The sequence below is a fragment of the Mumia sp. zg.B21 genome (assembly GCF_019550855.1).
In the GTDB taxonomy this organism is placed as follows: Bacteria; Actinomycetota; Actinomycetes; order Propionibacteriales; family Nocardioidaceae; genus Mumia.
On record NZ_JAHWCJ010000002.1, the window covers coordinates 864548 to 889614 of the forward strand.

A 25067-nucleotide genomic window follows, 5' to 3' on the forward strand; every position below is an offset into this window, starting at 1 on the left:
GTGAGGTCCATGCCAGGGCGACCCCGACTGCCGTTCGACCCCGTCGAGCGCGCCGGCGAGCTCTGGGAGAGCCACTTCGGTGACGCCACCGCCATGCGGCTCGCGACCTCGGTGATGCGGGTGCAGCAGCTGCTGCTCGCCGAGCTGGACGCGGCACTCAAGCCGTACGCCATCACGTTCGCGCGCTACGAGGTGCTGGTGCTGCTGACGTTCAGTCAGGCGGGCACGCTGCCGCTGAGCAAGATCGGCGAGCGGCTGATGGTGCACCCGACCTCGGTGACGAACGCGATCGATCGGCTCGAGGCCCAGGGGCTCGTCCTGCGTCAGACCGACCCCAGCGACCGGAGACGGACGCTGGCCTCCCTCACGCCGGCCGGTCGCGAGCTCGTCATCGAAGCGACGGCCGCCCTGACAGCGATCGACTTCGCCGTCGACGGTCTCACCGCACGCGAGCAGGACGACGCGTTCGCCCTGCTGCGGCGGCTGCGTTCGGCCGCCGGTGACTTCCCGGAGAAGGCGCCGGAGAGGTCAGTCAGCGGCTGAGCGACCGGCCCGCTCCACAGCCCGCGTGACCGGGCTGTCCAGCACCCTCGAGTGCAGGTTGACGCTTGATGCCGTGACGCACTAGGTTCGCCGCGGGTCGGCCGTGGTGCCGCACCGTTCGGGGGCTCGACGAGAGGTCGAGGTAGGGGTGACGGAGGCGACGTGAGGGTTGCACGAAAGAACGACCCTGTGACCCCGCTGGAGGCGCTCACCTTCGCCACCGCAGTCATCGGGCCGCCATGGGCGCTCGGCGTGCTCATCGCCTCGCTCTACGTCGCGGGACCGGCCTTTTTGCTCCTGCTGGTCCCGGTGGCGTTCCAGCCCGTCTCCCTGCTCGCCGGAGCGGCGGCCGTCGTCGCCGTCACCGCACTGGTCGTGCGGGTGCAGGACCGGTGGACGCGACCGGAGATCGCGCTCGTGTCCTCCGGGCTGTTCGCGGCGGCGTTGTGGTTCGCCCCCGTGGCGCTCGTGGGTGACCTTGATCCCGGCGCCGTGCTCGGACTGATCCTCGTCGTCCTGGCCGTCGCCTTCGGCCCGATCCCTCTGTGCTTCTGGTCGGCCACGCGTGCGGCGCGCTCGATGCGGATCGGGGTGCGCGACCCGGCGGCGGCGTCGTGGTTGCGTGATGCTGTCGCCTGGGGCATGTCTCGGTTCGAGATGATCCGCGCGCGGGCCCTGCGCCCCCCGGGCCTCGGGCAGGTCCGGGAACGGCGGTGACCGACGAGCGAGGAGAGTGCCGATGACGACGCCCTACACGATCACCCGCGTCGGCGACGCGTACCTCGTCTCGACGCGCGACGTGAACTGGGTGCTCGTCGAGGACGGGCACGACCTCACGCTCATCGACGGCGGCTATCCCGGGAACACCGTCGACGTGGAGCGCTCCGTCCGCGATATCGGGCACCAGGTGCGCGACATCCGCGGGATCCTGCTCACCCACGCGCACGTCGACCACCTCGGTGGCGCGGCGCGTATCGCCTCCCGGCACTCGATCGACACGTGGACCGGGCCCGTCGAGGTCCCGCACGCGCGCCGCGACTACCTCCAGCAGCTGTCACCGGCGCGGCTCCCGCTGGTGCTGTGGCGTCGGGGCGCCCTCGGGTGGCTGCTCGACATCACCCGGCTCGGCGGCACCGACCGCGGCGGCATCGACCAGGTGGGCGCCTACGACGCATCCCGGCTCGACCTGCCCGGCTCGCCGGTGGCCGTACCGACACCCGGACACACCGACGGCCACACCTCGTACCTGATCCCCGGCTCGGGCGTCCTGGTGAGTGGTGACGCGCTGATCACAGGTCACCCCGTCTCGCGGCTCCGGGGGCCACAGCTGATCGTCCGCCCGTTCTCCCACGACCGCGACGCGACGGTCGACTCGCTCGACGCGATCGCGAGCGTCGATGCCGGCACGCTCTTCCCCGGGCACGGCGCCGTATGGGCGGGGAGCATGCGGGACGCAGCCGGTCAGGCGCGGGCGACCGCCGGGCCCTGGCGCCCCTGACATCGGGGGATCTACGCAGCCTGCTCAGGTCGACAGCAGTCGAGAAGACTGTTAAAAAGGACAGGCAGCCCTATTCAGTGGTCAAACAGCGCGCCACGTTCTCGCACTTGTGAACGGAGCGTGGCATGTCTGTTATCGCAACGACCCTCGACCGCCCGCACGCTCTTCCTCGCGATCTGAGCCGCGACGAGCGCCGGACCGTGACCACCGAGCTGTGCGAAGCCCTTGCCGACTGCAACGAGGCCCACCGCGACCTGCTCCAGGCGCGTCTGGTCGAGGTCAACATGGGCGTGGCCCGTGCGGTCGCCTCCCAGTACCGCAACCGCGGTGTCGACCTCGACGATCTCGAGCAGGTCGCCTACGTCGGCCTGGCCAAGGCCGCCCGCGGGTTCGACCCCGCGCGGGGACACGACTTCCTCACCTACGCCGTCCCGACGATCCGCGGCGAAGTGCGCCGCTGGTTCCGAGACAGCTGCTGGATGGTGCGTCCCGTACGGCGCGTCCAGGAGACCCGCGCCCAAGTCGTGGCCTGCGTCGAAGAGCTGGTCCAGACGCTCGGCGAGACCCCGACCCCAGAGGCTGTGGCACAGCACCTCGCGCTGCCGGTCGAGGAGGTCAACGAGGCGATGGCGGCCGACGGCTGCTACCACCCCTCCTCGCTGGACTCGCCCGGCGTCAACGGCGTGGGCTCGCTCGCCGACGTCCTCGGCGAGACCGACGACGCGTTCGCGCGGGCCGAGGAGAAGGCCTCGCTCGCGCCGTTGGTGCGCAGGCTGAGCGATCGTGATCGCGAGACGCTGGCGTTGCGCTACTTCCACCAGTGGACCCAGGAGCAGATCGCGGGGCAGCTCGGCGTCACTCAGATGCAGGTCTCCCGGATCCTCAGTCGCATCCTCGCCCAGCTCCGCGAGCAGCTCGGCGACGGCACGCTGGCGGCGTAGCCGTCCATCGCATGAGGTTCCGTACGGTCTCGCGCAGCGAGCGTGGATGGAGCCGCCGACGGGTGGGTCAGGGGTTTCGGTACCTCGATGAGCAGGGGCACCCCCTTGGCGGGGAGGACCGGGCCCGCTGCGAGTCGCTCGCGATCCCGCCCGCGTGGGAGGACGTCTGGATCTGCCGGTGGCCCTCGGGGCACCTGCAGGCCACAGGCATCGATGCTGCCGGGCGGGTCCAGTACCTGTACCACCCGCTGTGGCGCGAGCGCATGGAGCGGCAGAAGCACGAGCGCGTGCTCGACGTCGCGCACCGCCTTCCCGAGGGCCGTGAGCGGGTGCTGCGCGACCTCGACGCGGCGGGCGTGCCCCGCGACAAGGCGCTGGGGGCGGCCTTCCGGCTCCTCGACCGCGGTCTCTTCCGGGTGGGCAACGACCGCTACGCCGCCAACGGAGGCGGGTACGGACTGGCCACCCTGCGCAAGGACCACGTCACGCTCCGCCGTGACAGGTCGACGATGGAGTTCGCCTACCAGGGCAAGGCCGGCGTCTCGCAACGCATCCAGGTCACCGACCCGCTCACCTACGAGGTGGTCGGGCCGATGCGTCGCCGCCGAGGCGGGGAGACGTTGCTGGCCTTCCAGGAGAGACGGCGTTGGACCGAGCTCTCCAGCCCCGACGTCAACGCGTACCTGCAGGAGCGGGTGTGTGCAGACATGACGGCGAAGGACTTCCGCACCTGGCACGCCACCGTCCTCGCCGCGGTGTCCCTCGCGTCGAAGGACGAGGCGTCGCGCACGGCGGCTGCACGGCGACGCGCGGTCGCCGCCACCATGCGTGAGGTCTCCGACGTGCTCGGCAACACGCCCACGGTCGCGAGGTCGTCGTACGTGAACCCTCGCGTGATCGAGCTCTTCGAGGACGGCGTGACCGTCGCACCGACGCTGAGCATGCTCGGACCGCGGATCGACGAGGAGCGCGACCGCCCGACGCTGGAACGCGCCGTCCTCAGCCTGCTGACCGACGAAGCCTGACCGACGAACGAGGAGGAGCGCACCATGCCGAAGACACGCAAGGACGGACAGCCCCGCAAGGAGGAGCTCCCCGCCCCGATCCGCCGATCGAGCGCCAAGGCGCAGCGGACGTTCGCCAAGGCGCACGACTCCGCCGCGGAGGAGTACGGAGAGGGCCGACGGGCGCACCAGGTCGGGTACGCAGCGCTGAAGCACAGCTTCGAGAAGGTCGGCGACCACTGGGAGCCGAAGGACGACCGAGGGCCGTCGGACGCCCAGGCACGCGGCGGGCGCGGCACGAACCGTCCCACCGCCGGGGGTGTCGACGCCAACGCCAGCAAGAAGCACCTGTACGACCTGGCGCGCCGCCTCGACGTGTCCGGTCGCTCCCAGATGACCAAGGACGAGCTCGTCACAGCGATCCAGCGGGCGAACGACCGGGCGAACGCCGACGCGCGGGCCGGATCCTGACGCACGCATGGTTCCCGGGCTTCCGGGCACCCGCTGCACATGACTGCCACGATCGAGAAGGTGCAGGAGGAGACCGGCTTCGGGCTGCTCGGCCGGTCGGAGCAGGTACTGCCCGAGCAGCGGTGCGGGGTGAGGGTGGTGGCGACCGCTCAGACCGGTGACGATGGGGGCGCACGACCGAAGACCGAGCCCGAAGGCGACGACCCCGTCACCGACCCCCGGACCGACCCGCGCACGAACCCCGGTTCTCCGCGGCCCAACGAGCCGCAGCCGGAAGAACCGAACGAGCCCGGTCTCGCCCCAGGCGAGTCCGACGAGAGGAGCACGTGATGCCCAACGCTGCGAAGCTGGCGTACCGCCCCATCGGACTGATCTCCGGCATGGCCGGAGGCATGATCGCCGGGATGATCTTCAAGCAGGTCTGGAAGCGGATCTCCGACGAGGACGAGACGCCCGACCCGCTCGCGGAGTCCTCCTACGGCTGGCGGGAGCTCCTGCTCGCGTCGGCGATCCAGGGCATGATCTACGCGGTCGTGAAGGCCAGCATCGACCGGGCCGGTGCCCGCGGGTTCCAGCGGGTCACCGGAGCGTGGCCGGGCTCCTGACCCCGTCCGCGACGTCGTCCAGGACGGCCTCCCAGTCGGCGAGAAACCGTTCGAGGCCGAACCTCGCGCGCGCACGTTCCCGCGCGGCCGCCCCGGTCTCCTCGGCGAGCATCGGCTCGGCGACGAACCGGGCGGCCGCGTCGCGCATCGCCCGCGGGTCGGCGGAGGTGACGCCGCCGTCGCCGACCGCGCGGGGTGCCTCCGTGCCCGCGAAGGCGACAACCGGCAGCCCGAGGAACATCGCCTCGATCAGCGACAGGCCGAGAGAGGTCCATCGCGCGGTGTGGACGTACACGCGCCGGCGGGCCACCTCGTCGTGCATGATGTCCTGCGGGAGGTCCTCGTACGTCCAGACCCGGCGGGCCCAGTCGGCCTCTGCGAGCGGCGTGACGCCCATCCCGAACACGTCGAGAGGAACCGACTCGGCGATGGTGGGGAGGAGGTCGGTCCCGAGCACCCGCGTGCGGCGCACCGGTTCGTTCATGACGACCGCCGCGCGAGGCCACTCCCCGGTGTAGCGGTGCCCGGGATCGACGACGCCGTGCTCGACGACGTGCGTCGGTGTCGTGCCGCAGTCCCAGTACGCACGGTTGAAGGGCGTGACATGGACGATCGGCACGTCGGGACGGTCGGCGAGCGGGTGGACGCTCCGGACGGCGTCGCCAGGGGGAGTGTTGTGCTCGACGTAGACCGCCGGGACGTCCTCGCCGGCACGCAGGCCGGTCCAGCTCCGCAGCAGCTGCTCCTCGTGCGGTCGTTGCAGGACCACGAGGTCGAACGGCGTCGTGGCGAGCTCGTCGGCGGTCACCTCCCGGACGGAGCCGGGCCAGTCCCACGTGCGTGCGCGCCCGCGTCCGTCGGCGTCGCGCTCGGCGTTGACGGGGACGAGGTACTCGTGGGGCCCCTGGAGGAACGACGTCGCCCACGAGCCGTGGACGTGCCAGATCAGGACGCGCATGCCGGCCTCCCCAGTCCGTGGAAGTCCCATCCCGCAGCTCGCCACTTGTCCGCGTCGAGGCAGGTCCGGCCGTCGACCACCACCGGAGCGGTGACCTCCTCGCGGAGCGCCACCGGGTCGAGCGCGGTGTAGTCGTCCCAGGCGGTGAGCACGGTGACGACGTCGGCGTCGGCGCAGGCCTCCTCGACGGAGGACGCGTACGTGAGGTGGTCGGCCACGCGTGCGGCCTGCGCGGCGGCACGCGGGTCGTGCACGCGGACCTCGGCACCGAGGCGGTGGAGGGTCGTCGCGACGTCGAGGGCGGGTGAGTCCCGGACGTCGTCGGAACCGGGCTTGAACGCGATCCCGAGGACTGCGACTCGTCGTCGCTCTCCCCACACGCCACGCACCAGGTCGACGGTACGGGCCCGCTGCCTCATGTTGACGAGGTCGACGTGGTGCAGGAGCGCGGCGGACTCCACGTCGAGCTCGTGCGCTCGCGCGACGAACGCGCGCGTGTCCTTGGGCAGGCAGCTCCCGCCGTAGCCGAGACCGGGCTGGAGGACGTCCGGGCCGATCCTGGGGTCGGCCGCCAGCACACGGACGAGGTCGTCGACGTCGGCGCCGGCACGCTCGCACACCTCGGCGAGGACGTTCACCACGGAGATGCGTGCCGCCAGCATGACGTTGGCCGAGACCTTGGCGAGCTCGGCGGTCCGCAGGTCGGTGCGGATGATCGGCGTCCCTTGACGCCCCCACCGCGCGTAGACCTCGGTGAGGACCGCGTACGCCGCGTCGTCGTGCACGCCGAGGACGAGCCGGTCGGGGTGGAGCGAGTCGTCGACCGCGTGCCCCTCGCGCAGGAACTCGGGGTTCCACGCGACGGAGACCGGCACGTCAGCCTCGCCGGCCATCAGCCCGGCCAGGTCGTCGGCGGTGCCGACGGGGACGGTGGAGCGTCCGACCACCAGGCACTCGCGGCTCGCGTGGCGGGCGACCTCGACCGCCGACGTACGCAGGGCGCTCAGGTCGGCGGCCCGTCCCCCGCGCTCCTGGGGTGTGCCGACGCAGAGGAAGTGGACCTCCGCGTCCGCGACGTCGGCGACGTCGTGGGTGAAGACGAGGCGTCCGCTCGCGACCCCGGAGCGGAGCAGGTCGGCGAGGCCCGGCTCGTGGAACGGGACGCGCCCCTCGGCCAGTGCGGCGAGGCGCTCCCGATCGACGTCGTACGCCACCACCTCGTGACCCGCCGCCGCGAGGCAGGCGGCGTGGGTCGCGCCCAGGTATCCCGTCCCGATCACCGATGTCTTCACGGCCAGGCGGTTCCCGGCACCCGGGTGGTTATGCGTGGAGAAGCGTTTCCCGGCCGTGGTTCGGGGAACCCGACCGCCATGAAGGTCCTCGGAGTGAACGCCCTCTTCCACGACCCCTCGGCAGCCCTCGTCGTCGACGGGTCCGTCGTCGCCGCCGCGGAAGAGGAGAGGTTCAGCCGCCGCAAGCACGGCAAGCGCCCGGTCCCGTTCGCCGCGTGGGAGCTGCCGGAGCAGGCGATGCGCTGGTGCCTTGCCCAGGCGGGCCTGAAGCCGTCCGACCTGGACGCCGTCGCCTACGCCTACGACCCGGCACTGGCAGAGCCGATCGACGCGCTCGGTCTGCACGACCCGTGGGACGACCTGCGCCAGACGTACGCCGACCGCGCCCCCGCCTTCCTGGCGGCCGCGCTCCCGGGGCTCGACCCCGACGACGTGCGCTTCGTGCCGCACCACGTCGCGCACGCCGCATCGGCCGGTCTGGCGCTGACCGACGGGCACGCCGACGTGCTCGTCCTCGACGGGCGCGGTGAGGCCACCAGCCACCTCGCCGGACGGTATGAGGGAGGGGTCCTCCACCCGCTCGCGGGGCAGCGGCTCCCGCACTCGCTGGGCCTGCTCTACGAGGACCTCACCGAGCACCTCGGCTTCCTCCGCAGCAGCGACGAGTACAAGGTCATGGCCCTCGCCTCGTACGGCACGCCGCGGCACGCCGACGCCCTGCGCGAGCGCGTCCACGCCGACGGCGAGGGCGGGTTCGTCACCGAGCGTGTCGACTGGTCGGCGATCGCGAAGCAGCGTGCCGCCGACGAGCCGTGGACCCGCGACCACGCCGACCTCGCCGCGAGCGCCCAGCGCGTGCTGGAGGACACGGTGATCGACCTCGCGCGGTGGCTGCACGGACAGACCGGCGGCGACCGCCTGGCGCTCGCCGGCGGTGTCGCCCTCAACTGTGTCGCCAACACCAGGATCTTCGCCGAGACGCCGTACGAGCACGTGCTGCCGCAGCCGGCAGCGGGCGACGCGGGCACGGCTCTCGGGGCGGCGCTGACCGTCGCGGCCGAGCACGGACCGACGCGACCTGTGCCCGGGGCCGATCTGGGGCGGCGGTTCGACGACGACGAGATCGAGCAGGCCCTGCGGGCTGCCCACTGGCCGGCGGAGCGACCCGACGACCTGGCGGGCATGGTCGCCGACACGCTTGCCGAGGGCGGCATCGTCGCATGGTTCCAGGGGGCGAGCGAGTTCGGCCCGCGGGCGCTCGGACATCGTTCGCTGCTCGCTGACCCGCGCGACCCGCAGAACCTCGACCGTCTCAACGCGGTCAAGGGCAGGGAGAGCTTCCGCCCCGTGGCGCCGATGGTCCTGGAGGACCGGGCGCCCGACATCTTCACCCGGGGCCCGCTGCCGTCCCCGCACATGCTCTTCGTCCACGACGTCCGGCCGCCGTGGCGCGAGCGGATCCCGGCGGTCGTCCACGTCGACGGCACGGCACGCGTCCAGACGGTCGACCGGACGCGGACGCCGCGCCTCGCCGCGCTGCTCGAGGCCTTCGAGGAACGGACCGGCGTGCCCGTGCTCGTCAACACCAGCCTGAACACCGCCGGGCGGCCGATGGTCGACTCGCCGCGCGACGCGCTGGAGCTGTTCGGGTCGGCCCCGGTCTCGATGCTGGTGATGGGCCCGTACGTCCTCACGCGTCCGACACCGGACACCGCCGCACAGAGGGATCGGTGAGCGCCGTGCGGCAACCGGTCGTGGACACGACGGTCGTCGTCCCCACCGTCGGACGTCCGTCGCTCGCGCGCGTGCTCGCGACGTTCCTGGCGCCCCCGCGCCCGGGTGTGGCGGCCGTCGTGGTGGTGGATGATCGGCCGGCTGACGACGACCGTCCGTTGCAGGAGGTTGTAGCGGCGCTCCCGCCGGACGGGCGCCGGCCGTGGTTGAGCGTCGTCCGCTCGTACGGTCGTGGGCCCGCGGCGGCGCGCAACCTCGGCGCAGCGGAGGCTCGGACGACGTGGATCTCCTTCCTCGACGACGACGTCGAGCCGGAGGCGGCGTGGACCGCGCGCCTCGTCGAGGACCTCGACGGCCTCGCCCCGGACGTGGCGGGAACTCAAGGACGGGTCGAGGTCCCGCTGCCGACCGACCGACGGCCGGACGACTTCGCGCGCGCGACGGCCGGCCTCGCGACGGCGCGGTGGATCACCGCCGACATGACCTACCGACGCACAGCCTTCGTCGCCGTCGGAGGATTCGACGAGCGCTTCCCGCGGGCCTACCGAGAGGACGCCGACCTGGCGCTGCGGATGAGGGTGAACGGTGCGCAGCTCGTGCGTGGTGCGCGCACCGTGGTGCACCCGGTGCGCGCCGAGCGCGCAGGGGTGAGCGTGCGTGCGCAGCGGGGCAACGCCGACGACCGGTTGATGCGTGCGCTGCACGGACCGCGTTGGCGCACCCTCGCCGAGGCTCCACCGGGGCGGCTCGTCCGGCACGTCGCGATCACGGTGCTCGGCGCGGGCGGCGCGCTGGCCCTGGCAGCGGGGCGCCGACGCACAGCGGTGGCCGCCCTCGCGGGATGGGCGGCGGGCACGTCCGAGCTCTTCCTGGCGCGCTGGCTCCCCGGGTCGCGTTCACGCGCCGAGACGGTCCGCATGCTGTGGACCAGCGCCGTCATCCCGCCGACCGCGAGCTGGCACGCCCTGCGCGGAGCGGTCCTGCACCGTCGGGTGGAGGCCTGGCCGGAGCGTCGATGGCTGGTCCTCTTCGACCGCGACGGGACGCTGGTGCACGACGTCCCCTACAACGGGGACCCCGAGAAGGTCGAGCCGGTCGAGGGGGCCGCCGAGGCCCTGCAGAGGCTGCGCGGCGCCGGCGCGTACGTCGGGATCATCACCAACCAGTCAGGCGTCGGGCGGGGGTTCCTCGAGCGTGAGCAGGTCGACGCCGTGAACCGCCGGGTCGAGCAGCTGCTCGGGCCGTTCGACGTCGAGAAGATCTGCCCGCACGCCCCGGAGGACGGGTGCGCGTGCCGCAAACCCGCGCCGCGGATGGTGCTGGAGGCGTGCGCAGCGCTGGGCGTGCCCGTCGAGCGGTGCGTCGTGATCGGGGACATCGGTGCCGACGTCGAGGCGGCCCGGGCCGCGGGCGCGCGCGGGATCATGGTCCCGAACGACGTCACGCGTCCCGAGGAGGTCGCGGCAGCAGCGTTCGTACGACCAGATCTTCGCTCCGCGGTCGACGAGGTGCTGAAGTGGGTGGCGCAGGTGCGCTGACCTGCTCGCGGACCCAGGCGGCGGTCCGGGCGAGACCGTCGTCGAGGTCGACCTCGGGCTTCCAGCCCAAGGTCTCGCCGGCGCGCGTGATGTCGGGACAGCGCCGCACCGGGTCGTCCTCCGGGAGGCCGACGTGCACGACCGGCGACCGGGAGCCGGTCACGGCGAGGACGCGCTGTGCCAGCTCCAGCACCGTGATCTCGTGCGGGTTGCCGACGTTGACCGGTCCGGGCTCGTCCGCCGTCGCCATCGCCACGAGCGCACGCACGGTGTCCTCGACGTAGCAGAACGACCGCGTCTGGGAGCCGTCCCCCTGGATGGTGAGCGGCTCGCCGCGCAGCGCCTGGGCCAGGAACGTCGACACCACCCGGCCGTCGTCGAGCCCCATCCGAGGACCGTAGGTGTTGAAGATGCGGACGACGCCGACGTCGAGGTCGAGCGAGCGCCGGAACGCGAACGCGGCAGCCTCCGAGAAGCGCTTGGCCTCGTCGTACACCGCGCGTGGCCCGATCGGGTTCACGTTGCCCCAGTAGGCCTCGTGCTGCGGGCTGACCTGCGCGTCGCCGTACACCTCCGACGTCGAGGCCAGCACGAAGCGCGCACCGTCGGCGGCTGCGGCCTCGAGCGCGCGAAGCGTCCCGACGCTGCCCGTGCGCAGCGTGTGCACCGGCATCCGCAGGTAGTGCACGGGCGACGCCGTCGCCGCGAGGTGCATGACGACGTCCACGGCACCCTGCTCCGCACGGATCGCAGGGAGGTCGACCTCGACGACGTCGGTGATGAGGAGACGGAAGCGGGGGTTCGTGCCGGCACCGGCGACGTTGGCCGCCGACCCGGTGGACTCGTCGTCCACGCAGGTGACCCGGGCGCCGTGCGACAGCATCGCCTCGCACAGCGCGGAGCCGAGGAAGCCGGCTCCGCCGGTGACGAGCACGTGTGCGTCGTCGAGGTCGCGCTGCCGGGTCATCGGTTCCCTCATGCCTGCGGGGTACCCACGGACGGGGGGCGCATGCCCTGGGCGAGAGCGGCCTCCGCCGCCGCGACGACCTCGGCGACCTCGATCGAGCCCAGCACGGGGTCGATCAGGACACCGTGCGGATCCCCCTGGTAGGAGGCGCCGACGGTGTCTCCGCGCCAGAGGACCCGGTGCGTACGCCCGGGGGGCGGACCCCATGTCGTCGGCGACGTGGGCCCGAACAGCGTGACGGACGGCGTGCCGAAGGCCGGGGCGAGGTGAGCCACGCCGGTGTCGGAGGAGAGCACCAGCCGGGCCGAGGCGACCAGGGCGGCCAGGTCGCGTACGTCGGTGGTGCCGGCGAGCACGGACTCCGGCGGCAGGGAGGCGCCGGCGGCCACCTCCCGGGCGAGCGTGCGCTCGGCGGGGGAACCGGTGACCACCACGTCGCCGTGGGCGGCCACCCGCGCGGCGACCTCCGCCCAGCGTTCCGCGGGCCACCGGCGGGACCCGGCCGCGGCTCCGGGATGCACGACCACCGCCGCGCGAGCCAAGGGCTCCGGCAGCTCTGGGGAGATGCGGGCGTCGTCGGGGTCGGCGCTGACCCCGAACGTCTCGCGGACGAGGCGGCACCACCGCGCGCGCTCGTGCTCCGTGTCGTCCCACACCGGCCCCACGGTTCCGGTGGTCACGTCCGCGAAGCCGACCAGGCGGCCCGGACGCGTCGCGCGGAGGAGCCGGTGGCTCTGCGGGCCCTTCCCGTGGAGGTTCACGGCCAGGTCCGCGCCGTGGACCGCCTCGGGAAGCGGATCGAGCCCCTGGTGGGCAACGACCGCGTCGACGAGTCCCGCGTCGAGGAGGAGCCGACCGACGTCGCGGGGACCGAGGAGGGTGACGGAGGCGTCGGGGAGAGCGCCGCGCAGTGCCCGGAGGGCGGGTACGGCGGCCAGGAGGTCGCCGAGCCCGAGTGCCCGCAGCACCACCACCCGCGTGGGGTGGGGTGCTGCGGGCGGCGGCGTCATGGCCACGAGGGCTCGACCGACGGTGTCACGACGAGCTCCCGGACCTCGCACCCGGCAGGCGTCTCCAGCGCGAAGAGCACGGCCCGCGCGACGTCCTCGGGTGCGTTGAGCATCGCGTCGGCTGGAGGCTTGTACTGCTCGGTGCGCCCGTCGAAGAATGCCGTCTGCATCCCGCCCGGGACGAGCATCGTCACACCGACGTCTCCGGCGAGCTCGGCGGCGAGTGCTCGGCTGAAGCCGACGACGCCGAACTTCGACGCGCAGTACGCCGTCGCATCGGGAAGGGCGCGCAGCCCGAGCGTCGAGGCGACCGTCACGATGCGACCCCGCTCGGTCCGCAGCGACGGCAGGGCGGCTCGGACGACGGCTGCCGTGCCGAGCAGGTTCACGGCGATCACGCGCTCCCAGTCCGCGAGCGGCACGTCCTCGAGCTTGCCGCAGGCGTCGGTGCCGGCGCACGTGACGACCCCGTGCAGACCGCCTGTGCGCTCGATCGCCTCCTCCACGGCCCGGGTCGCGGCGCCGGTGTCAGCCAGGTCGACCACGGTGTGGTCGTACGGCGAGTCGGGGGCGACCCGGTCGAGGACGTACGGTCGCCCGCCGGCCTTGTCGACCGCTACGGCGACCGCCGCTCCGAGGCCCGAGGCGCCTCCGGTGACGAGAACGGTTCCTACACTCATCGCTTCTCCTCTCGTGGACGTTCGTCCGGATGCCGCTCAGGCGTTCCGGTTGGCGGCCGCGACCAGACCGGTCGTGGAGCGCCCGCTCAGGTAGGGGAGCACCATGCTCCGACCGCCCCACCGGTCCAGGACCTGCTGCTCGGGCAGCGGTCCGCCGGCGTAGTCGCCGCCCTTGACCCACAGGTCGGGTCGGATCTCCTGCAACGCGGCGTCCGGCCGGTCCTCCTCGAAGACGACGACGGCGTCCACGCAGGCCAGCGACGCGAGCACGCGCGCCCGGTCGCGGGCCGGGACCAGTGGTCGACCCGGGCCCTTGAGCCCGCGGACGGAGGCGTCGGAGTTGAGCAGCACGACGAGGCAGTCACCCAGCCGGCGTGCAGCCTGGAGGGTGGCCACGTGGCCGGCGTGCAGCAGGTCGAAGCACCCGCCGGTGGCGACGACGACACCGCCGCCTGCGCGGACCCGGGCGACGGTGTCGCGCGCCGTGGAGCCGTCGTGGTGGGACGGGACGTCGTCCGAGGGTGTCGGAGTGGCGCCGTACGCCGTCGCCCCGCCCGCGGCGACGAAGCCTGCCGCCGCCCGGGCGGCGTGCTCGACGGCCTCGGACATCAGGTCACCCCGCGCGAGCCGTACGGTCGCCGAGGCAGCGAACCTGTCGCCAGCGCCGCACGTGTCCTCGCCTCGGACGGGGTCGACGACGAACACCGCGGGCGGCGCGTCGCCCTGGACCAGGAGCGCGCCGCGCTCCCCGAGCGTCACGGCGAGCGCGCGGGTGCCCAGCCGCTCGCGCACCCGGCGGGCGGCGTCTCCGACCTCGCCGATCCCTGTCGGCTCACTGCCGTCGAGCCGTGCCAGCTCGCTCTGGTTCGGCAGGCACAGCCACGTGCTGTCGGCCGGCCTCCCGCCACGCGGGTGCGGGTCCCAGACGACCGGGACCCGCTCGGCGGCCCGGGCGACGAGCTCCCGCAGAGCGGGAAGGGATGTCAGCCCGCGGCCGTAGTCGGCGACGAGCACGGCGTCGGCGGCACTCACGGCGGCCTCCAGGTCGGCGGGCGGCGTCTCCCAGCTGCCGCTCGTGCCGCCGGTGTCCAGCCGCACGAGCACCTGACCGGCGGCCAGGACGCGCCGCTTCACGGGCGTCCCCCCGTCGGACGGCAGGGCTACGACCTCCACCTCCGGCGGGAGAAGGGCACGAAGACGGTCGGCGTCGGCGTCGTTGCCGAGCGGTGTCGCGAGGACGACGCGCGCACCGTCGGAGGCGGCGAGGGCCGCGGCAAGCGCGGCGCCGCCGGGGCGCGGTCGCTCGACCGGGTCGTCGACGACGGCCACCGGTGCGTCGGGGGACAACCGCGAGGCCCGTCCGTCGAGGTCGACGTCGAGCATGGCCTCCCCGACGACCAGCACGCGCGGCGTCACCGCTGCGCCTCGTCGTCGACCCGGCCCGACGAGTCGCTCTCCGCGAGGCGCTCATCGAACGCCTCGCAGAGGAGGTGCAGCGCGACCAGGTGCATCTCCTGGACCGTGGCGGTCGACTTCGCGTCGATGGCCACCACCGCGTCCGCCACCTCGGCGAGGGGGTTCGGGGCGGGCCCGGTCAGGGCCCAGACGTCCAGACCGCAGGCCCGGGCGCGTTCAGCGGCCGCGACGACGTTGGGGCTGGAGCCGCTGGTCGAGAGCGCGACCAGGATGTCGCCCGGCCGACCGTGCGCCTCGACCTGTCGGGCGAACAGCTCCTCGGGCGGGTAGTCGTTGGTGATGGCGGTCAGGCTGGACGTCTCCGCGCTCAGGCAGATGGCCGAGAACGGACGGCGGTCACCCTGGTAGCGGCCGACGAGCTCAGCGGTCAGGTGCTGGGCCTGCGCGGCGCTCCCGCCGTTGCCGACCGCGAGGAGCCGCCCTCCGGAGGTCAGCATCGGGACCATCGCGGCGCCCCAGGACTCCAGGACCGCGCAGCCCTCGTCGAAGGTGTCGAGCGCCTCTCGCAGGTGGGCGACGTGATCGGTGGTCGTCATCGCGGGACCACCTCTCCACGGCCGGCGACGACCAGGGCCCGCAGCGCCTCCTCCGTCCGCCGGGAGACGTCCTCCCAGGCGTACGCCGCGGCGCGCGCCGCACCGGCGTGGCCGTAGGCCTTGCGTCGGGCCGGGTCGGCGAGGAGGCCCGCCAGCGCCTCGGCGAGCGCTGCCGGGTCGCGCGGCGGGACGAGCTCGCCGGTGACACCGGGCTCGATCGTGTCGAGGAGGCCGCCCACGGCCGTGCCCACGACAGGGCGCCCGCAGGCCATGGCCTCGAGCGGCACGATCCCGAACGGCTCGTACCAGGGTGTCGAGACCACGACGTCGGCGGCGGCGAACACCTCGGGCATCCGCTCTCGAGCGACGCCGCCGTGGAAGACGACGCGGTCCTCGACCTGGTGCTCGGCGGCGATGGAACGAAGTCGCTCGACCTCCGGGTCGAGGTCCAGCCCGTCGCGCGACGGGCCTCCGACGACGTGCAGCTCGACCTCGGGGAGCCGACCCAGGGCAGCGACGACGTCAGCGACTCCCTTGCGCTCGACGAGCCGCCCGACGCTGAGGATCCGCGGACGGATCGGCGACTCCGCCGGGCGGGGTCGGAAGAGACCGGTGTCGACGCCGCACGGGACCACGCGGACACGCGCCGGGTCCGCCCCCATCGCCACCAGCTCCCGCACCTCGTCGGTGCAGGTGGCGACGACGAGGTCCACCGAGCGGCAGAGCTCCGCCTCGATGTCGAGGCGGGCGGGAGGGCTCGTGTCGGCGCTGCCCTGATGGCGACGTTTGACCGTGCCGAGCGCGTGGAAGGTCTGGGCCACCGGGATGCCGACACGTCGCGCGGCCCACGTGGTGGCAGCGCCGCTCATCCAGAAGTGCGCGTGGACCACGTCCGGCGGGTCCTCGTCCCAGCGCTGGGCCAGGTAGGCGGCGAAGTCCTCCATGAACGGCCACAGGTCGTCCTTCGGCACCTCCGTGGGCGGGCCGGCAGGGACGTGCTCCACGACGTAGCCGCTGGGCGTGAGGACCCGGTCGGCGAGACGGGGCGAGTCACGGCGGGTGTAGACGACGACGTCGTTGCCACGTGCCGCCAGCCCGGCCGCGAGGGCGTCCACGTGAACGTTCTGACCGCCGGCGTCGACGCCTCCCAGCGTCGCCAGCGGACTCGCATGCTCCGAGACCATCGCGATCCTCATGCGTGTACCTCGTTTTTCCTAGGAGGGGGATTCGTCGCGGCGGATGAGGTGCCGCCGCCGTTCGTCCGTCGCAGCAGCTCTTCGAGCGCCTCCACGACGTCGGTAGCCGTCACCGACCCGAGGCAGGGGTGGTTCGGCACCGGGCACTGCACAGCCCGCGTCCCGCGGCACGGCGCCTGCTGCTCACCCAGGACCGCGAGCGGGACACCGTACGGCGCCCACCGGCGCAACGGCACCGTCGGCGCGAAGAGCGAGACGACGGGTGTGCGGGTCGCCGCTGCGAGGTGGGCCGGTCCGGTGTTGGCCACCACGAGAGCGTCGGCACGTGACAGCAGGGCTGCCAGCTGCGCGAGGGTGGTCCGTCCACCGAGGTCGACTCCGCGCGACCCGGCGACGACGGCGGTGAGCTCGCGTTCGGAGGGGCTGCCCGAGACGAGGACACGGTGCCCCGCCTCGTCGAGCGCTCGGACGCAGTCGCGCCACCGCTGCGCGGGCCACGCCCGTGCGGGAGCACTCGTGCCAGGGTGGACGACGACGAACCGGCCTCGGTCGAGTCCTTCGGGGGCCGCAGCCGTGCGGACGCTGAGCAGGCCGTCGTCCCCGACGGGCAGCGCGAAGCCGGCCTGGGTCGCCAGGTGCAGCGCCCGCTCAGCCTCCGGCACGTCCCCGGGCGGCGCCACCCGGTCGTCGAGGAGCGAGCCGGGGTAGTCCTCGCTGAAGGCACTGATCCGTCGCACCCCGGCCAGCCTCAACAGGAGTGCGGTCGGGAGGGCCGACTGGTGGAAGGACGTGAACACGACCGCATGGTCGTAGCGACCGGCGAGCATCGTGACGAGCGCGTCGGTCGAGGCCGGATCGACTGCAGGCGGGTCGGCGACGATCCACGGGCAGGACCAGGTGTGGACCTCGTCCACACCGGGAAGGAGACGAGCCGCGTCGGCTCCGGCCGGACCGGTGAGCAGATCCACGGTTCCGCGGGCGGCCATCGCTCGTACGGCCGGCCCGGCGAGGAGGACGTCACCCGCACTGTCGAGCCGGACCGCGAGCAGTCTGGAACCGCCTCTGCTGTTGTCCATGGAGGCACGGTTCCCCGGAAGCCGACCGGAGAAACGGTTCTCGGACAAACGCTTCTCCGCGGTGGTCCGCGGCAGATGATCCACGGATCAACCGCCCGTGGATCGATTGCTGTGGTGACCGATGGGCACCGGCCAGCCATGACCATGTCACCGGCAGCGCAGCAGCGCCCAGAGACCGACGACCGGGTCACGACCGTCGTAATCACCCGTGACGGCCGAGCCCGACTCGAGAGGTCCCTCGTCCACAACCAGCCCCCGCTCATCGTCGTCGACAACGGCTCGACCGACGGTTCCTCCGACAGGGCCCGTGAGCTCGTTCCCGAAGCACGGGTGATCGAGCTCGACGAGAACACCGGCGCTGTCGCGCGCAACGTCGGCACGCGGGCGGCCACGTCGCGCTACGTGGCGTTCGCCGACGACGACTCGTGGTGGGCTCCGGGCTCGTTGGCGCTCGCCGCCGACGTCATGGACGCCCACCCGTCGATCGGTCTCGTCGCAGCCCGCGTGCTCGTCGGCGAGGACGCGACGCCTGATCCGTTCTGTGACGCGCTGGCCCGCTCACCCCTTCCGCGGACGACCTCCGACCCCGGGACGACGGTGCTCGGGTTCATGGCCTGCGCCGCCGTCGTACGTCGCGACGCGCTCCTCGACGTCGGCGGCTTCGATCCCTTGGTGCAGATCTACGGCGAGGAGGAACGGGTGGCGCTGGACCTCGCCGACGCCGGACACCGTCTGTGCTACCTGGACGACGTCGTCGCCCGCCATGTGCCGGCCCCGGCCAAGGACACCCGCGGCCGCCGGCGACGCCTGGCCCGCAACGACGTCCTCACCGCGGTCATGCGGCTTCCGGCGCGCACCGTGGCGCGGAGGATCGTCCGGCACTCGCGCGCCGGGTGGGCAGAGGTCCTGGGGGTCGTCGACGCGCTCACCCGACTCCCTCAAGCCCTCGCCCTGCGCCGCCCTGTCTGCCCCGAGGTCGAGGTGCAGTCTCGGATCCTCGACCTTGCCGACCGCTCGGCCCTGCGACGGCCGCACCTGACACCGGCGCCGACCCGCTGACACCGCCGGCGAGCCGAGCGAGCGGCCGTCGTTGATCCCGACAACCGCCCGGGACTAGTGTGAGGGTCTCAGCAGTCTTCCTTCCGGAGATGGCGAGACCGTATGGCTGACGACGTCCTCGACCTTCAGGAGCTCACCGACCTCGCAGTCGAGCTGCACGCGGCGGACTCCCCTCGGGCGACCGCCGAGCAGGTCGTCAAGTACCTCTGCGAGCTCCTCGAGATGGACCACGCCGGGGTCGAGATGCTCCGCGCCGGCGGAAACTTCGAGACGGTCGCCGCCACGGCCGACGTCGTCCGTCGTGCCGACGAGCTGCAGCGCGAGCTGGACGAGGGGCCGTGGTACTCCGCGAGTCGAGACCGGACGCTCAGGTCGAACGATCTCGCGCACGAGGCGCGGTGGCCGCGGTGGTGCGCGGCGGTCACGGCGATGGACCTTGTGAGCCTTCTCGCGGTCAGCCTGGTCCACGACGGGCGTCGCATCGGCATGGTGTCGCTCTACTCCGAGAAGCCGCGGTTCTTCGACGACGACGACGAGGCCCTCGCGCACCTGCTCGCCCGGCATGCGGCGATCGCGTTGGCACGAGCCGAGCAGGAGGTCAACCTCACCATCGCCCTCGACGCACGCAAGCTCGTCGGCCAGGCGCAGGGCATCCTGATGGAGCGGTTCGGCCTCGACGAGCGACGGGCGTTCGAGGTGCTCAAGCGCTACTCCCAGCACCACAACCTCAAGCTGCGGTTCGTCGCCGAGCGGTTCGTCGCCACACGCAGGCTGCCGCCTGCTCCCGAGGCGTCAACGCGTACGCCGGTTGATCAGCGGCAGGCCCACCCAGAGTGATCCGAACACCACCGTGGAGGCGCCGAACGCCCACCACGCCCACACCGGTCCCACGACCACGTCGAACACCAGCCACATCACGCCGGAGACGGTGAAGGCGAAGGCCGTCAGGCCCAGGCTCGCGCACACGTGCGCCGCCGACACGAGCCACAGCCGCTGCCCCTTCCGGAACAGGGCGCGGTGGATGGCCACCGGCGCGACGAGCAGTGCCGTGGCGAGGACCGAGCCGGACAGGACCGCCAGGTAGACGAGCTCCTGGCCGTGAGACAGCTCGGCGAAGCGGTTCGTGAACACGACCGTGAGCAGGAACGCGGTGATGATCTGCACACCGGTCTGCACGACTCTCAGCTCTTGGAGGAGCTCACTCCAGTTGCGGGTCAGCCGCTCGTCGAGCGTCTCGCCCTGCACGCGCCTCTCTTCAGGCATGGAGGTCCTCGTCTCCGGGATCGTCGGTTCCCTCCACCCTGCGGGACGCGACCGGTTGGCGGCAAGGGCCGCGATGACTGTCGGCACGCGCTGCGGCGCCGAGTCGGCCGGGCCTCGTCGTGCGCGAGGTCTCACCGATCCGATCGAGGCAGCTTCCTGGGTGCGCCGGCGCCACGCGCGAGCTTGTGGGTGCCGTCGCACCAGGGCTCGCGTCCCGTCCGTCCGCACCGGCAGAAGGCGACCACAGGCCTGTCCACCGTCTGCTGCGCGTCGGTGACGACCACGTCGACCGCAGGGACGTCGCTGCGGATGAGGGCAGGGCCTCCCGGGCAGAGCACCACCTCGGGACGGGGCCGGCCGAGCGAGCCGCTCACCGGGCCGCCTCCAGCTGGTCGGGCGTGTGGGCGCCGTCCCAGCGGGCCATCAGGCTCTCGGACTGATAGCGGTCGAGGACGAGGCACGCGGCCGCACCGAAGACGACGTCGCGCACGGAGACGTCACCGGAGTCGACGAGCGTGCCGCAGATCTCGCGGGCGGCGAGCTGCTCGTGGACGGCGTCGGCCTCGACGTGCTCGTCGTAGTAGCGCGCAGCGTCGTCGCTGAACCCCGTACGACGGAGGCCAGCGGCGATCCTGCGGCAGGGGATGGAGCTCGTCGCCTCGAAGGCGGCGAGATGGCCCATCGCCACCCCGCGGAGGCGCCGGTGGAGGCACAAGAGCGACATGGCGTTCGTGGCGGCGAGGGTGGGTCCGTCGGCCTCCTCGATGTAGGCGCCGTACGCGTCGTCGAGCCCGGCCTCACGAAGGGTGACCGCGAACAGCTCGTGGTGCAGGAACCCGGGGCGTCCGCCGCCGTACTCGTCGTACTGCAGCTCCACCAGGTGAGCCTTGGCGGGACCGGTGAGTCGGGGGATGACGAACGTGTGGGGGTCGGACTCCTTGAGGTGGTAGATGCTGCGTTGACGCAGGAAGTCGCGCACGTGGTCGGGCGTCGCCTCCTTGCGGATGAAGCGGGACAGGTCCGGCCCCTCGTCGAAGCCGTCGGTGAGAGCAAAGATCTTGTCGGCGACGTCACCCTCGACCGCGAGGGTCCGGCTCACCCATCCCTCGGTCACGTCACGCAGCCACTGCTCGAACGGGCGCTCGAGCACCGTACGGAGGCCCGCGATCTCGGGAGCCCACTCCCACCGGTCATCGACGTCGTCGAAGCCACGGAAGCTCAGCTCGTAGATCATCCAGAGGCTCAGCTGGAGGTCCTCGTCGTGCAGCACCGAGTCGGGAGGAACCGACGAGGCGTGACCTTCCGTAGCGGTCTCGAGGTCGTCGATCTCCTCGACCCCGTCGAGGAGGAGGCGACGCAGGCGGGCGCTCAGCGGCCCGCGGGGTCGGGGAAGAAGCATCAGGCGGTCTCCTGCGTGGCTGTCAGTGTGGGTTCGCTGTCACTCGGGTCGCGTCACGGGGTCACCGTGGTGACGGCCGAGGCGAGCGTCGGGAGCGGAGCGCAACCGTGCGTGGTGACGGGTTGGAGCTCGCCGCGGCAGTTCCGCGGGATCCGTACATGGGCACACCTCCTGCGCCCTGAAGTACCCGGCAGCCGCTCCCCGCAAACGCTTCGCGGGGGTGCTCGCTCAGGGTGGGAGGAACGGAGAAGTCACCGCCACGAGAGTCGTACGCGTACCGAGCACGCCCTCGATTCTCCCACCCGCCGCAGGGGTGCGCAGACCGCCGCGGGCGCCTCGGCCACGCTCAGGCCGGTGTCGGCTCCGCTCCCGGGTCGCGCGGGGACGGGTCACCGGTGGCGGGCTCGCCGGGCGTCGCATCCCCCGGACCGGGGTCGTCCGGGGGATCCGACGGCTCCCCCGACCGCAGGGCGATCTGCTCGTTGACGTAGCGGAGCACCGCGGCGGCGGTCGCCACGGCCGGTACGGCGAGGAACGCGCCGGTGATCCCGAACAACGAGCTGCCGGCGGTGATCGCCAGCAGCACGATCGCCGCCTGCAGGTCCATCGCCTTGCCCTGGAGCCAGGGCGAGAGCACGTTGCCCTCGAGCTGCTGGACGGCGACGATCACCAGGAGCATGATGACGGCGTCGCGGAAGTCGTTGGTCACCAGCGTGACCAGCACGGCGAGCGCGCCGGTGACGAAGGCACCCACGATCGGGATGAACCCGCCGAAGAACACGATGACGGCGAGCGGCACCGCCAGGGGGACGTCGAGGACCACCAGCCCGATGCCGATGAACACCGCGTCGACGAACGAGACGAGCGCCTGGGTGCGGATGAACCCGCCGAGGGTGTCCCAGGCGCGGCTGCCGGCCTCGCTCAGGTGGGTCCCGGCGCGTCCTCCCAGGGTCCGGCGCATCCAGGGGAGGAACTTGTGGCCGTCCTTGACGAAGAAGAACGTCAGCATCAGCACCAGGACGGTGTTGACGAGCACGTTGGTCGCTGCGCCCAGGGTGGACAGCGCGCCGGCACTGATGACGTCGGCGCTGTCGCGGAGCTTGTCCTGCAGCGACTCGATCGCGTTGTCGAGCTGGTTCTCAGTGACCCCGAGCGGGCCATCCTGGACCCAGTCCTGGATCGCCTGCAGACCTCGCGCGCCCTCGGCGGCGATGTCCCCGACCTGTCCCGCGACCTGCGGCGCGAGGACGGCGACCACGCCGGTCAGGACCGCGAGGAAGCTCAGCACCACGATCACGGCTGCCACCGCCGCGGGCACCCCCCGCCCTCGCAGCCAGGCCGCCGGCGGCCCCAGGAGGGTGGTCACGATGAGGGCGAGCATGACCGGGTAGCCGATCATCCAGAACTTGCCGACGATCCAGCCCAGGATGTACAAGCCGATCGCGATGGCGATCAGCTGCCAGGACCATCGCGCGAGCGTGCTGTAGCCACTGGCGAGGACTGCGGAGCGGTCTCGGGTCACGGGATCGAGGCTAGGGCATCAGGGCAGTCGCCAGTCGACAGGCGCACTGCCGAGAGACGAGAGCGCCCCGTTGACCCGGCTGAACGGACGGGAGCCGAAGAAGCCTCGTGACGCCGAGAGCGGGCTCGGGTGCGGGGAGGCAACCACGGGGGTGTCTCCGAGCCACGGTTGCAGGGACTGGGCGTCACGGCCCCACAGCAGCGCGACCAGAGGCTGGTCCCGCGCGACGAGCGCCTTGATCGCCTGCTCGGTGACGGCCTCCCAGCCCTTGCCGCGGTGACTCGCGGGGCGACCAGGCTCGACGGTCAGGACCCTGTTGAGGAGGAGGACACCCTGCTTCGCCCACGGTGTCAGGTCGCCGGAGGTGGGCTCGGGGATGCCGAGGTCGGTCCGCATCTCGGCGAAGATGTTCATCAGGCTGCGCGGCACGGGCCGTACGTGGGGAGCGACCGAGAACGAGAGCCCGACGGCGTGCCCCGGTGTCGGGTAGGGGTCCTGTCCGACGACGAGCACCTTGACCGAGGCCATCGGCTCGGCGAAGGCGCGCAGCACCTTGCTTCCCTCGGGGAGGTAGCTTCGGCCGGCCGCGATCTCCGCCCGGAGGAAGTGCCCCATCGCTGTCACCTGCGGGGCGACGGGTTCGAGGGCCTCGGCCCAGTCGGGGGCGACGAGCTCGGTCAGGGGCGCTGGCACGGTCGCCAGCGTAGTGGTGTCACCGCAACGACAGGACGAGCACCGCCGTCCCGACTCAGGACGACCCCGCCGACGACGAGGTTGCGGGTCTCGCCGCGGGTCGGCTCCACCTGCAACACATCGGTCTCCATGAGCGTCCATGATGTGTGACCATGACGGGCTCTCCTCCGCTGACGGACGCCGACGCGTTCGTCCGCCAGCACGCCACGTGGCTGGTCCGTCTCGCCTACCTCCTCTCCGGCTCGCGCGAGGACGCGCTCGACCTCGCGCAGGAGACGTGCGAGAGGCTGTGGCGCTCGTGGCCGGTGGTCTCCGCCGCCGACGACCCGCAGGCGTACGTCGCCACGATCATGGCCAACCTCCAGCGCAGCCGTTGGCGGCGCCGCCGACCGCACGAGGTCACGTACGACGCTGCCCTCCACGTCGATCCCGGCAGCGGTGTCGGCATCGAGGATGTCGACGCGCTGCGGCGCGGCCTCGACCGGCTGACCGATCGACAACGCAAGGCGATCGTGCTCCGCTACTGGGTCGACCTCGACGACGCGACGATCGGCGAGGCGCTCGACTGCCGACCGGCGACCGTCCGCAGCCTGCTCGCGCGAGGCATCGCACGGTTGCGCGACGACCTCGCCGACCCCGACGAAGGGCCCACGGCATGAACGACGACGATCTTCGGCAACGCCTCGACGCCGTGGCGGACCGGGCTCCCGACGGAGACGAGCTGCTCGACCGCATCGCCGCGCGACGCCGTACCGGGCGGCTCCCCGGTCCTCCGCCGACCCGCAGCAGGAGGGTCGCCCCGCTGCTCGCGGCGGCGGCCTGCGCGGCACTGGTCCTCGCGGTCGCGTTCGTGCCGTCGCTCCTCGGGGGCTCGGCGAGCGACGACGATCTGTCGCGGCCCTCCGACGCCGGGCGTTCTGACACCGTGCCGTCGGCCGTCGCGACGCCCTCGGCTCTCCCGCTCGCGGAGATGATGGACCAGGGGGTCCGTCCGGTCGGACGGGGCCGCATCGTGATCGACGTCCCGGTGTCGTGGAGGTCGGTGCAGCCGCAGTGCGACGAACCCGTCGTCGACGGCTACTTCTTCACCGTCGGGGTCTTCCGCGCCTGTCACTCGTCCAGACCTGCCGGCATCACGACAGTGCAGCTCGACTCGCTGGTGGCGACCGGCGGGTCGTCGCGTGACCCCCGGCCGACGTCGCGCCTCGACGGAGTCCCCTACGGCGTGGCACGGTCGACCAGGGCGGGCGTCACGACGGCCGTCGTGGTCGTGCCCGCGCACGACGTCCGCCTCACGGTCCGCGGCCCCGCCGGCTCGGTCGAGCTGCTGATCTCGACGCTGCGCGTGCTGCCGCCCGACCAGGTCGCCGTCCCCCAGCTGGGCGCGGGAGTCAGTGGCGGGGCGGGCGGTCACTCCGCGCTGCCCACCGTGCGCGAGATGCGGCGCCGGCTCGCGCGTGTCGGCCTCGAGCTGGACGTGGTGACGCGGGACGGCGCGACCTCGACGCGCTTCGCGCAGGCGCGGGTCACCCCACGAGCGGGATCCGTCGTCGACGTCGGATCCTCGGTGCTCGTGGAGCTCGAGGGCGTCCCGCGTTAGCCCGCT

At 72.7% G+C, this 25067-nt stretch carries 28 protein-coding genes; 14 read left to right on the plus strand and 14 right to left on the minus strand.

Annotated features, from left to right (window positions below; all coding sequences use genetic code 11):
* The first annotated feature begins 9 nt into the window (after positions 1 to 9).
* The 8 genes from KV100_RS12985 to KV100_RS13020 all read left to right on the plus strand — a co-directional run bounded on the left by KV100_RS12985 (position 10) and on the right by KV100_RS13020 (position 5062).
* Entirely contained in the window at positions 10 to 543 is a 534-nt protein-coding gene (locus KV100_RS12985; RefSeq protein ID WP_220343450.1) for a MarR family winged helix-turn-helix transcriptional regulator, read from the plus strand.
* Between the two features lie 162 nt (positions 544 to 705).
* Entirely contained in the window at positions 706 to 1260 is a 555-nt protein-coding gene (locus KV100_RS12990) for a hypothetical protein (RefSeq protein WP_220343451.1), read from the plus strand.
* 22 nt (positions 1261 to 1282) lie between these two features.
* The gene (locus tag KV100_RS12995; RefSeq protein ID WP_220343452.1) at positions 1283 to 2041 is read left to right on the plus strand and encodes an MBL fold metallo-hydrolase; all 759 of its coding nucleotides are present in this window, start codon (positions 1283 to 1285) and stop codon (positions 2039 to 2041) included.
* Between the two features lie 125 nt (positions 2042 to 2166).
* The gene (locus KV100_RS13000; RefSeq protein ID WP_220343453.1) at positions 2167 to 2982 is read left to right on the plus strand and encodes a sigma-70 family RNA polymerase sigma factor; all 816 of its coding nucleotides are present in this window, start codon (positions 2167 to 2169) and stop codon (positions 2980 to 2982) included.
* Positions 2983 to 2993: 11 nt separating this feature from the next.
* A complete protein-coding gene (locus KV100_RS13005; protein WP_220343454.1) occupies positions 2994 to 4007 on the plus strand; it encodes a DNA topoisomerase IB in 1014 nt (337 codons plus the stop codon).
* Between the two features lie 24 nt (positions 4008 to 4031).
* Positions 4032 to 4457: a ChaB family protein gene (locus KV100_RS13010; RefSeq protein WP_220343455.1), complete on the plus strand. Its 426-nt coding sequence runs from the start codon at positions 4032 to 4034 to the stop codon at positions 4455 to 4457.
* A gap of 39 nt (positions 4458 to 4496) precedes the next feature.
* Positions 4497 to 4787: a hypothetical protein gene (locus KV100_RS13015; protein WP_220343456.1), complete on the plus strand. Its 291-nt coding sequence runs from the start codon at positions 4497 to 4499 to the stop codon at positions 4785 to 4787.
* Positions 4787 to 5062 carry a DUF4235 domain-containing protein gene (locus KV100_RS13020; RefSeq protein WP_220343457.1) on the plus strand — a complete coding sequence of 92 codons (276 nt, stop codon included), beginning with the start codon at positions 4787 to 4789 and terminating at the stop codon, positions 5060 to 5062. The genes KV100_RS13015 and KV100_RS13020 overlap by 1 nt, the downstream gene beginning before the upstream one ends.
* Here the strand turns inward: KV100_RS13020 and KV100_RS13025 are convergent.
* Together KV100_RS13025 and KV100_RS13030 are read right to left on the minus strand one after the other, a co-directional pair.
* A complete protein-coding gene (locus KV100_RS13025; RefSeq protein ID WP_220343458.1) occupies positions 5037 to 6020 on the minus strand; it encodes a glycosyltransferase in 984 nt (327 codons plus the stop codon). The two genes, KV100_RS13020 and KV100_RS13025, sit on opposite strands and share 26 nt — an antisense overlap.
* Positions 6008 to 7312: a UDP-glucose/GDP-mannose dehydrogenase family protein gene (locus tag KV100_RS13030; protein WP_220343459.1), complete on the minus strand. Its 1305-nt coding sequence runs from the start codon at positions 7310 to 7312 to the stop codon at positions 6008 to 6010. The genes KV100_RS13025 and KV100_RS13030 overlap by 13 nt, the downstream gene beginning before the upstream one ends.
* 78 nt (positions 7313 to 7390) lie before the next feature.
* Here KV100_RS13030 and KV100_RS13035 point away from each other — a divergent pair, with 78 nt between their 5' ends.
* Both KV100_RS13035 and KV100_RS20190 read left to right on the plus strand, forming a co-directional pair.
* Positions 7391 to 9046, plus strand: a complete 1656-nt coding sequence (locus tag KV100_RS13035) for a carbamoyltransferase C-terminal domain-containing protein (RefSeq protein ID WP_220343460.1) — start codon at positions 7391 to 7393, stop codon at positions 9044 to 9046.
* Complete coding sequence (locus KV100_RS20190) at positions 9043 to 10584, plus strand: HAD-IIIA family hydrolase (RefSeq protein ID WP_308291434.1); 1542 nt, start codon at positions 9043 to 9045, stop codon at positions 10582 to 10584. The genes KV100_RS13035 and KV100_RS20190 overlap by 4 nt, the downstream gene beginning before the upstream one ends.
* Here KV100_RS20190 and KV100_RS13045 read toward each other — a convergent pair.
* Genes KV100_RS13045 through KV100_RS13075 form a run of 7 tightly spaced genes read right to left on the minus strand, consistent with a single transcriptional unit; the run spans position 10487 to position 17525 of the window.
* On the minus strand, positions 10487 to 11563 hold the full coding sequence (locus KV100_RS13045) for an NAD-dependent epimerase/dehydratase family protein (protein ID WP_255566137.1): 1077 nt from the start codon (positions 11561 to 11563) through the stop codon (positions 10487 to 10489). The two genes, KV100_RS20190 and KV100_RS13045, sit on opposite strands and share 98 nt — an antisense overlap.
* The gene (locus KV100_RS13050; protein WP_220343461.1) at positions 11560 to 12561 is read right to left on the minus strand and encodes a glycosyltransferase family 9 protein; all 1002 of its coding nucleotides are present in this window, start codon (positions 12559 to 12561) and stop codon (positions 11560 to 11562) included. Before KV100_RS13050 ends, KV100_RS13045 begins: the two co-directional genes overlap by 4 nt.
* The gene (locus KV100_RS13055; protein ID WP_220343462.1) at positions 12558 to 13241 is read right to left on the minus strand and encodes an SDR family oxidoreductase; all 684 of its coding nucleotides are present in this window, start codon (positions 13239 to 13241) and stop codon (positions 12558 to 12560) included. Before KV100_RS13055 ends, KV100_RS13050 begins: the two co-directional genes overlap by 4 nt.
* Before the next feature lie 36 nt (positions 13242 to 13277).
* Complete coding sequence (locus tag KV100_RS13060; RefSeq protein ID WP_220343463.1) at positions 13278 to 14657, minus strand: PfkB family carbohydrate kinase; 1380 nt, start codon at positions 14655 to 14657, stop codon at positions 13278 to 13280.
* The gene (locus KV100_RS13065) at positions 14654 to 15253 is read right to left on the minus strand and encodes an SIS domain-containing protein (protein WP_220343464.1); all 600 of its coding nucleotides are present in this window, start codon (positions 15251 to 15253) and stop codon (positions 14654 to 14656) included. The genes KV100_RS13060 and KV100_RS13065 overlap by 4 nt, the downstream gene beginning before the upstream one ends.
* The gene (locus KV100_RS13070; RefSeq protein ID WP_220343465.1) at positions 15250 to 16449 is read right to left on the minus strand and encodes a glycosyltransferase; all 1200 of its coding nucleotides are present in this window, start codon (positions 16447 to 16449) and stop codon (positions 15250 to 15252) included. Before KV100_RS13070 ends, KV100_RS13065 begins: the two co-directional genes overlap by 4 nt.
* A complete protein-coding gene (locus KV100_RS13075) occupies positions 16446 to 17525 on the minus strand; it encodes a glycosyltransferase family 9 protein (protein WP_220343466.1) in 1080 nt (359 codons plus the stop codon). The genes KV100_RS13070 and KV100_RS13075 overlap by 4 nt, the downstream gene beginning before the upstream one ends.
* A gap of 138 nt (positions 17526 to 17663) precedes the next feature.
* Between KV100_RS13075 and KV100_RS13080 the strand changes: the two genes are divergently transcribed.
* Both KV100_RS13080 and KV100_RS13085 read left to right on the plus strand, forming a co-directional pair.
* Positions 17664 to 18584 carry a glycosyltransferase family 2 protein gene (locus tag KV100_RS13080; RefSeq protein WP_220343467.1) on the plus strand — a complete coding sequence of 307 codons (921 nt, stop codon included), beginning with the start codon at positions 17664 to 17666 and terminating at the stop codon, positions 18582 to 18584.
* A gap of 102 nt (positions 18585 to 18686) precedes the next feature.
* Positions 18687 to 19421 (plus strand): GAF and ANTAR domain-containing protein, encoded by a 735-nt coding sequence (locus tag KV100_RS13085; protein ID WP_220343468.1) that lies wholly within the window; start codon positions 18687 to 18689, stop codon positions 19419 to 19421.
* Here the strand turns inward: KV100_RS13085 and KV100_RS13090 are convergent.
* The 5 genes from KV100_RS13090 to KV100_RS13110 form a co-directional block, all read right to left on the minus strand.
* Positions 19377 to 19847, minus strand: a complete 471-nt coding sequence (locus tag KV100_RS13090; RefSeq protein ID WP_220343469.1) for a DUF6328 family protein — start codon at positions 19845 to 19847, stop codon at positions 19377 to 19379. The genes KV100_RS13085 and KV100_RS13090 overlap by 45 nt on opposite strands.
* 131 nt (positions 19848 to 19978) lie before the next feature.
* Positions 19979 to 20221, minus strand: a complete 243-nt coding sequence (locus KV100_RS13095; RefSeq protein WP_220343470.1) for a CDGSH iron-sulfur domain-containing protein — start codon at positions 20219 to 20221, stop codon at positions 19979 to 19981.
* Entirely contained in the window at positions 20218 to 21246 is a 1029-nt protein-coding gene (locus KV100_RS13100) for an iron-containing redox enzyme family protein (protein WP_220343471.1), read from the minus strand. Before KV100_RS13100 ends, KV100_RS13095 begins: the two co-directional genes overlap by 4 nt.
* Positions 21247 to 21592: 346 nt before the next feature.
* Positions 21593 to 22768: an AI-2E family transporter gene (locus KV100_RS13105; RefSeq protein WP_220343472.1), complete on the minus strand. Its 1176-nt coding sequence runs from the start codon at positions 22766 to 22768 to the stop codon at positions 21593 to 21595.
* An 18-nt stretch (positions 22769 to 22786) separates the two neighbouring features.
* The gene (locus KV100_RS13110; RefSeq protein ID WP_308289437.1) at positions 22787 to 23461 is read right to left on the minus strand and encodes a uracil-DNA glycosylase; all 675 of its coding nucleotides are present in this window, start codon (positions 23459 to 23461) and stop codon (positions 22787 to 22789) included.
* Between the two features lie 152 nt (positions 23462 to 23613).
* Between KV100_RS13110 and KV100_RS13115 the strand changes: the two genes are divergently transcribed.
* Together KV100_RS13115 and KV100_RS13120 are read left to right on the plus strand one after the other, a co-directional pair.
* Complete coding sequence (locus tag KV100_RS13115) at positions 23614 to 24120, plus strand: RNA polymerase sigma factor (protein ID WP_220343474.1); 507 nt, start codon at positions 23614 to 23616, stop codon at positions 24118 to 24120.
* Entirely contained in the window at positions 24117 to 25061 is a 945-nt protein-coding gene (locus tag KV100_RS13120) for a hypothetical protein (RefSeq protein ID WP_220343475.1), read from the plus strand. The genes KV100_RS13115 and KV100_RS13120 overlap by 4 nt, the downstream gene beginning before the upstream one ends.
* The last annotated feature ends 6 nt before the right edge of the window (positions 25062 to 25067 follow it).